Origin of the sequence: Oculatella sp. LEGE 06141 (genome assembly GCF_015207605.1) — a bacterium.
Classification (GTDB): domain Bacteria; phylum Cyanobacteriota; class Cyanobacteriia; order Elainellales; family Elainellaceae; genus Oculatella.
On sequence record NZ_JADEWO010000015.1, the window covers coordinates 120188 to 127009 of the forward strand.

Consider the following 6822-nt stretch of genomic DNA (forward strand, 5'->3'; position numbering starts at 1 on the left):
TTGCTCTGGACGAAAAAGGGATACTGAGCGGTTTGTTTTCCGTTTGGTGCAGACAGCCGCCTGCACCTGTTCTCCACTTTTAGGGGAGCAACGTCTGGGGGAGCAACTGCTTTTGAACCACTTCTTTTAGTTTCTCCTCATGCTGTCCGTTCGTCCTAAACAAACCATGTCGATGCTCACCCGCGACGGAGTGCGGCTCGATGCTGATGTCTACAGTCCCCATGCAGACGGCGAGTTTCCCGTTCTGCTGATGCGGCAACCCTATGGACGGGCGATCGCCTCTACGGTAGTCTATGCCCATCCCACCTGGTATGCCGCACATGGATACATTGTGGTGATTCAAGATGTGCGAGGACGGGGAACCTCGGAAGGAGAGTTTGATCTATTTGCCCATGAAATAGAGGATGGAGGCGACACGGTGGCCTGGGCGGCAAGCCTACCGGGAAGCAGCGGCCAGGTAGGAATGTATGGTTTCTCGTATCAGGGAATGACTCAGCTCTATGCTGCCGCTGCCCGTCCGTCGGCTCTAAAGACCATTTGCCCCAGTATGGTTGGCTATGACCTGTATGCCGATTGGGCCTATGAAGGGGGCGCGTTTTGCCTGCAATCTAACCTGGGTTGGGCGTTTCAACTGGCGGCAGAAACGGCACGGCGCAAGCGGGATGAGGATGCCTATTGTACGCTCTATGCGGCTGCCCGCAATCCACCCTTGCACGACCCGGTTTGCGCCCGGTCGGGAATTTTGCATCAGCTTGCACCCGAATCTCACTATCACGACTGGCTGAATCATCCTCAACCCGATGAGTATTGGCAGAATCTCTCGCCCAAGGCGCATTTAAACGATATCGACATGCCCATGCTTCACATTGGCGGTTGGTTTGATCCGTATATGCGCGGCACCCTGCGGTTGTATCGAGAGATGGCAGCCCGTAGCGCCTGTTCACACCATCTCATTATTGGCCCGTGGGCACATTTGCCCTGGGGTCGCAAGGTGGGCGCAGTAGACTACGGTGATGCGGCTAATACGCCGATCGATCGCCTCCAAATTCGCTGGTTTGACCAGTTCCTCAAAGGACTGGATACCGGGTTGCTCAACGCCGCTCCTGTCAACCTGTTTGAAATGGGTAGCAATCGCTGGCGGACGTTCAACACCTTTCCTGCCAGTTCTCCCCAGGCTTATTTTTTAGCCACCACCGGGCTAGCCAGCATGAGCACAAGCGAAGGTACGCTGACCCTCTCACCGTCTACCAGCCACCACGATACGTTTATCCACGATCCCTGGCGACCCGTTCCGTCCCTCGGTGGTCACGCGTCTATGCCATCGGGATCGTTCGATCGCTCCAGCCTCGATTGCCGTTCCGACCTGGTCACTTACACCTCTGCTCCACTAAACGAAGACCTACATCTGGCAGGAGAAGTCATTGCCGAACTTTACTGCACTGCCGATGCCCCCAGTTTTGACCTGTGTGCTGTTTTATCTGAAGTTAAACCCAACGGCAGCGTTTACAACGTGACGCAGGGCTATCAGCGGATTGACAGCACGTCTGAGCCTGAACCGTTACGCCTTCGGCTGCAACCTATCTGTATCTGCATTGCCAACGGAAATGCTCTGAGGCTAAGTATCAGTGCGGCGTGTTTTCCAGCCTATGCGGTTAATCCCGGTACGGGCACTCATGCGGGTAACAGTCGCCTGGTTGAGGCTCAAGTTATCGCTCTAACGCTGCGTTGCGGTGAACAGTCTCCCTCCCACCTTGTTCTGCCTGTCAATGATTAGGATGGATTGACCTGGATACAATAAACACAAAAGCTATTATCATCTGGTGCAGACAATGAACGGCGAGACAAGGAAGCTAAGCTAAAACTTCATTCCTCGCGCGGTGTGCAGGAATCCTGGATCGTAAACTGACAACGGCAACAAATTGAAGTTTACCGTCGTGAAAACGCTAGGCTAGTATTAACGGCAACGCTGTTCAATAACGAGACGTTGATTTCCCCACTGTTACCTGGTTTTGACTGCCCTATCGCTCGATTGTTTAGCCCATGACTGCTCCTTCAGAACTAGAAACCGCATCGGCACAAAACTCAAAAGTCACTGCTGCTACTGGACACGAGAAGGCAGCAGAAGACGATGATTTTTTTGACGAAGTCCCCGACGATGTTGAGATGTCGCTGTTCGACCATTTAGAAGAACTGCGGATGCGGATTTTCTATTCGCTCATTGCAGTAGTGCTTGGTGTCATCGGTTGCTTTGTTTTCGTCAATCGCATTGTGGGATTGCTAGAAATTCCGGCACAGGGTGTCAAGTTTTTGCAGCTTTCACCGGGCGAATACTTCTTCGTATCGATCAAAGTGGCTGGATACAGCGGACTCCTGGTGGCTAGCCCGTTTGTGCTATATCAAATTATTCAGTTTGTGTTGCCAGGGTTGACCCGGCGAGAACGCCGACTGGTGGGGCCAATTGTGTTAGGGTCAAGCGTTTTATTCGTTGCTGGTCTGTTTTTCTCCTATGTTGCTTTAATCCCTGCGGCTCTAAACTTCTTTATCAACTATGGCGAGGGTGTGGTCGAGCAGTTGTGGTCGATCGATCGCTATTTTGAATTTGTGTTGCTGCTGCTGTTTAGCACAGGGTTAGCCTTCCAGATTCCAGTGATTCAGCTTTTGTTGGGCTTGTTGAGAATTGTGGACTCAAAGCAAATGCTGGCGGGCTGGCGGTTTGTGATTCTAGGCGCGGCTGTTTTGGGCGCGGTGCTGACACCTTCCACCGATCCAGTGACGCAAAGCTTGCTCGCTGGAGCGGTTCTGGGGCTTTATTTTGGCGGAATCGGCATGGTTAAGCTGATCGGACGCTAAGCATTATGGGGCACATTACCAACGCGGATTTTGACCAGGTGTAGATCCGTGTTGGCAAGGTGGTCAACGTTGAAGCATTCCCCAGGGCGCGAAAGCCTGCCTACAAGCTCTGGATTGACTTTGGTGAACTAGGCATCAAAACATCAAGCGCTCAAATCACGGCACTTTACAGCCAGGAGGATCTGCGCGATCGCCTCATCATGGCAGTGAGCAACGTTCTACCCCGACAAGTCGTCGATTTCATGTCCGAGGTGCTGGTCTTAGTCCAGCCCGATCGCCCTGTACCGCTGGGGGCACGTTTACTCTAAGCGATCGCCTTTGCTGCAAAAGTGGTCTGTGGCTGAGCTAATAAACGCCTCGTTCAGCGTCGTTTCTACTGGACAATTGCTGGACAATTAAACTAATGCAACATCACTCCAGGCAGTGTAAAACGGCTAGCCGCCCTGCCTCAAATCAGGCTTTGTAAAGATACGCATTAGCACTTGAAGATTAGACGAAGCTTCAGGGAAACTACGGTTTCGCTTAGAAGGATGTACATAGGATGCGTTTGAAATCTAAATCGCACCCTTGTTGAGCGTGGCGAAACACCCCCCCAAAAAAGCATACACGTCCAAACATACAAGCACTGACACAGAAGCACTGACACAGAAGCACTGACACAGAAGCACTGACACAGAAGCACTGACACAGAAGCACTGACACAGTAGTTGCCTTTAAGTCCTTTAAGACAGGAGATGAAAGATGCTCACTAAGTTTAATCCGACTGAGTTGCAGGATATTCAAAACTATTACGAGCAGAACGGCTACGTTATTGTCAGCAAGCTGCTGCAAGAATCCGCCATCGACAACTTTTTGAAGGAATACAATCGATTTAAGGCAAGACCGTTCTATGTCTTTCGATCGCAGGACACCAATCAGCCCGAATTGATTCGCTCTAATGAGCAGGGATTTTTAGAACATTCAATCCTTGATCCACAAAACCTGGTGTTTGCAAAAGGCTTTACGTCAACGGTGGAGAAATGCATCACTTCAACCGCCATTTCTAACCTGTTGAAGCAGCTCTCTGGGAAGGACAAGCACATCATCTGGCAGTCGATGTTTTTTGACAAATCCACCGGAACAGTTGCTCACCAAGATCACTATTATTTAGACACTGACCCTGCTGGACATTTGATTGCGGCCTGGTTTGCGCTAGAAGATATCCATCCCGATGCAGGCTGCTTTTTTGTGGTGCCGGGTAGCCACCGGGGAGAGGTATTGGAACGAACCGCTTCCGGCTTCAAGGATCATGAAGATTTTGTTTCCAGAACCCAACAGCTGATTTCAGAAAACAATTACCAGTTCAAACCCTGCCCTCTGGCCAAAGGCGATGTTTTATTCTGGCATCCGTTCACGGTACATGGTGCCTTTACAAACATCAATCCTCAATATAGCCGCAAGTCGTTTACAGCTCACTTTGTTCCGGAGGGAATGAACTGGAGACGGCAAGCGAGTTTGCCAGAAAAAGTGGCTTCAAGCAACCCCAACGTTTACTTCTGGAAGCGCGATCGGCTGATGGATCATTTGCGCTTTTTCAAGAACTACGCCGATTTCACCATTGCCCAAGCCACCAAACGCAAGCCGAAAATGGAAATGCGGGGCATTGAATACGAACAGAAATCGTAGCGATCGCGCCTCCGCCCCATTCGCGGTTCAGTAAAATACCATCCAGGGTGCATCCTGGTTAAGCTGAAAGAGGCACTAACGGATACACTCAGAGTTTAGTTCGATCCCTGAGTGGTACATTCCGATTCAATCGGCTGACTTAATTTCATGATTGCGCTGTCCTCCAGCTTAAAATTCAGGCTTTCAACGCCCCTCAACATCGGCTCGCTCGTTGTCCATAGCCGGGTTTTGCAGTCACCCCTTTCAGGCGTAACCGATCTGGCATTTCGACGGTTAGTGCGACGCTATGCGCCTGATTCCATGATGTACACCGAGATGGTACATGCCAGTGGTTTGCGGCACGCCAGACAACTGCCCAAAATCATGGAAATTGACCCAAACGAGCGCCCCATTAGCATTCAACTGTTTGACTGTCGTCCTGACTTTTTGGCAGATGCTGCCCAAATGGCCGTAGAAGAAGGAGCCGACACGATCGACATCAACATGGGCTGTCCAGTTAACAAAATCACCAAGAACGGCGGCGGTTCGTCGCTCCTGCGCGATCCGAAAATGGCAGAGGCGATCGTGCGGGCGGTGGTCAACGCCGTTAACCTGCCAGTTACCGTTAAAACGCGCATTGGTTGGTCAGATGACGAAATCAACGCCGTCGAGTTTGCCAAACGCTTAGAAGATGCGGGTGCCCAAATGCTGACCTTACACGGACGCACCCGTGCCCAGGGCTACACGGGCACCGCACGATGGGAATGGATTGCACGCGTCAAAGAGGCGTTGTCCATTCCGGTGATTGCCAACGGTGACATTTTCTCGGTCGAATCGGCCATTCGTTGCCTGGAATTGACGGGAGCCGACGGAGTGATGTGTTCACGCGGCACACTGGGCTACCCTTTCCTGGTGGGTGAAATTGACCACTTTTTCAAAACGGGAGAACAGCGCCAACCGCCCACGGCAATTGAACGTCTTCAATGTGCCCGTGAGCATCTTCATCTGCTGTGGCAGAACAAGGGCGATCGCGGCATTCGTCAGGCGCGAAAACACATGACCTGGTATGCCAAAGGCTTTTCTGGAGCGGCTGAGTTGCGGAATCACCTGTGTTTAATTGAGACGGTTGAACAGGGGTGCCAGCTCATTGAGGATGCGATCGAACAGTTGGCTTTCAGCCGTCATGGCATTGATGCAGTAGAGCCAGCCGTCCTGTCGGTTTCACCTTAAAAAACGCAGACCTCATTGAGAATCTACGCTTTCGTTTCTGAATCGCCTGGACACAGGAACCGTTACGAATCGGGCTGAACGACATAGTCAGATTCCATCGGCTCGGCTATGCCCGCTTGCACCATTGCCTGATAAATCAAAGCTGCAATTTCGGCTCGCGTTGATTCCTGGTTGGGTTCTAGCTGCTCGGTGTTGGGATAATTGACAACCAACCCCGATTCCGTAGCGGCGGCCACTGAGTTAGTCGCATAATCTGGAATGGCATCGGCATCCTCATAGGTTTGCACCACAGTTTGAGGATCTTGGGGTGGAGACAGTTCTAACCCACGGGTCAGCGCTACCAGCGCTTGCACCTTGGGAATCTGCTGATTGGGGTTGAAAACGCCCCCCGGATATCCTTCTAAAAAGCCGATTTGATAGGAGCGATCGATCGATGGACTGGCCCAAAAGTCAGCCGGAACGTCTTCAAAGTCGGCAGCGTCACGGCCAACCGGATTCTGCTCAAACGCCGATTCAATCATCGCGGCAAACTCGGCACGGGTGACGGGCTGGTTAGGCTTAAAGGTACCATCTGGGAAACCGCTCAAAACACCGCGATCGACCAGTGCCGCAATAAAGGGAGCCGCCCAATAGTCAGATGGCACATCCGAAAATCCGGTGTCAACGGGCGCAGCTTCAGGAGATGCCTCTGTTACCGCTGCATCACCTTGAGTTGCCGGAGCTTCAGCCCCAGGGGTGAGCGGAACCGGAACGGGAACCAGCGACGGCAATTGTTGGGGCGATCGCCCCAACGGTCGCTCTGCGGAGGGTTGCGTCAGCAGGGGCAACGGCGCACGTTCGGTCTGCTCCGGAAATAGCTGATCTGCAACAATGGCGCTGGAGGGATCGATTTCTGGCTGGGTGGCAGTATCGGGCAATGCCGTTGAACGTGGCGCATCCGTTGCTGGCGCAGCCAATAGACCAAAGACATCAAAGCCGGGGGCAACAGTACGGTTCAGCACCCAAAAGAAAATGCTGCCGATCGCCAAAAACGCAATGACAACCGCCAGCAGTTCATCAAACCCCAACGGGCTTCTTTCGGGTGGCGGGGAACTGGGG

Annotated in this window: 6 protein-coding genes and 1 pseudogene; 6 read left to right on the forward strand and 1 reads right to left on the reverse strand. The window is 52.3% G+C overall.

The annotated features are described in order from the left end of the window. Nucleotides 1–139: 139 nt before the first annotated feature. The 6 genes and pseudogenes from IQ268_RS13040 (at nucleotide 140) to dusB (ending at nucleotide 5724) form a co-directional block, all read left to right on the forward strand. A complete protein-coding gene (locus tag IQ268_RS13040; protein ID WP_193879308.1) occupies nucleotides 140–1774 on the forward strand; it encodes a CocE/NonD family hydrolase in 1635 nt (544 codons plus the stop codon). A gap of 30 nt (nucleotides 1775–1804) precedes the next feature. Beyond that, nucleotides 1805–2044 (forward strand): annotated as a pseudogene (locus IQ268_RS33385) (Uma2 family endonuclease); the annotation flags it as partial. Continuing rightward, nucleotides 2041–2850 (forward strand): twin-arginine translocase subunit TatC, encoded by an 810-nt coding sequence (gene tatC / locus IQ268_RS13045; RefSeq protein WP_193879311.1) that lies wholly within the window; start codon nucleotides 2041–2043, stop codon nucleotides 2848–2850. The pseudogene IQ268_RS33385 and the gene tatC, both read left to right, overlap by 4 nt. A 44-nt stretch (nucleotides 2851–2894) precedes the next feature. Next, nucleotides 2895–3158, forward strand: a complete 264-nt coding sequence (locus tag IQ268_RS13050) for a hypothetical protein (RefSeq protein WP_339383285.1) — start codon at nucleotides 2895–2897, stop codon at nucleotides 3156–3158. 433 nt (nucleotides 3159–3591) lie between these two features. Further along, nucleotides 3592–4515, forward strand: coding sequence for a phytanoyl-CoA dioxygenase family protein (locus IQ268_RS13055; protein ID WP_193879314.1), 924 nt, complete (start codon nucleotides 3592–3594; stop codon nucleotides 4513–4515). A 147-nt stretch (nucleotides 4516–4662) separates the two neighbouring features. Further along, nucleotides 4663–5724, forward strand: a complete 1062-nt coding sequence (dusB, locus tag IQ268_RS13060) for a tRNA dihydrouridine synthase DusB (protein WP_193879317.1) — start codon at nucleotides 4663–4665, stop codon at nucleotides 5722–5724. A 62-nt stretch (nucleotides 5725–5786) separates the two neighbouring features. Here the strand turns inward: dusB and IQ268_RS13065 are convergent. Next, a partial coding sequence (locus IQ268_RS13065; protein ID WP_193879320.1) for an S-layer homology domain-containing protein occupies nucleotides 5787–6822 on the reverse strand: 1036 nt, incomplete at its 5' end.

Excerpts from the sequence above, each read along its gene's own strand:
- IQ268_RS13055 (WP_193879314.1), top strand. The coding sequence starts at position 3,592 with ATGCTCACTAAGTTTAATCCGACTGAGTTGCAGGATATTCAAAACTAT.
- tatC (WP_193879311.1), top strand. The coding sequence starts at position 2,041 with ATGACTGCTCCTTCAGAACTAGAAACCGCATCGGCACAAAACTCAAAA.
- dusB (WP_193879317.1), top strand. The coding sequence starts at position 4,663 with ATGATTGCGCTGTCCTCCAGCTTAAAATTCAGGCTTTCAACGCCCCTC.
- IQ268_RS13040 (WP_193879308.1), top strand. The coding sequence starts at position 140 with ATGCTGTCCGTTCGTCCTAAACAAACCATGTCGATGCTCACCCGCGAC.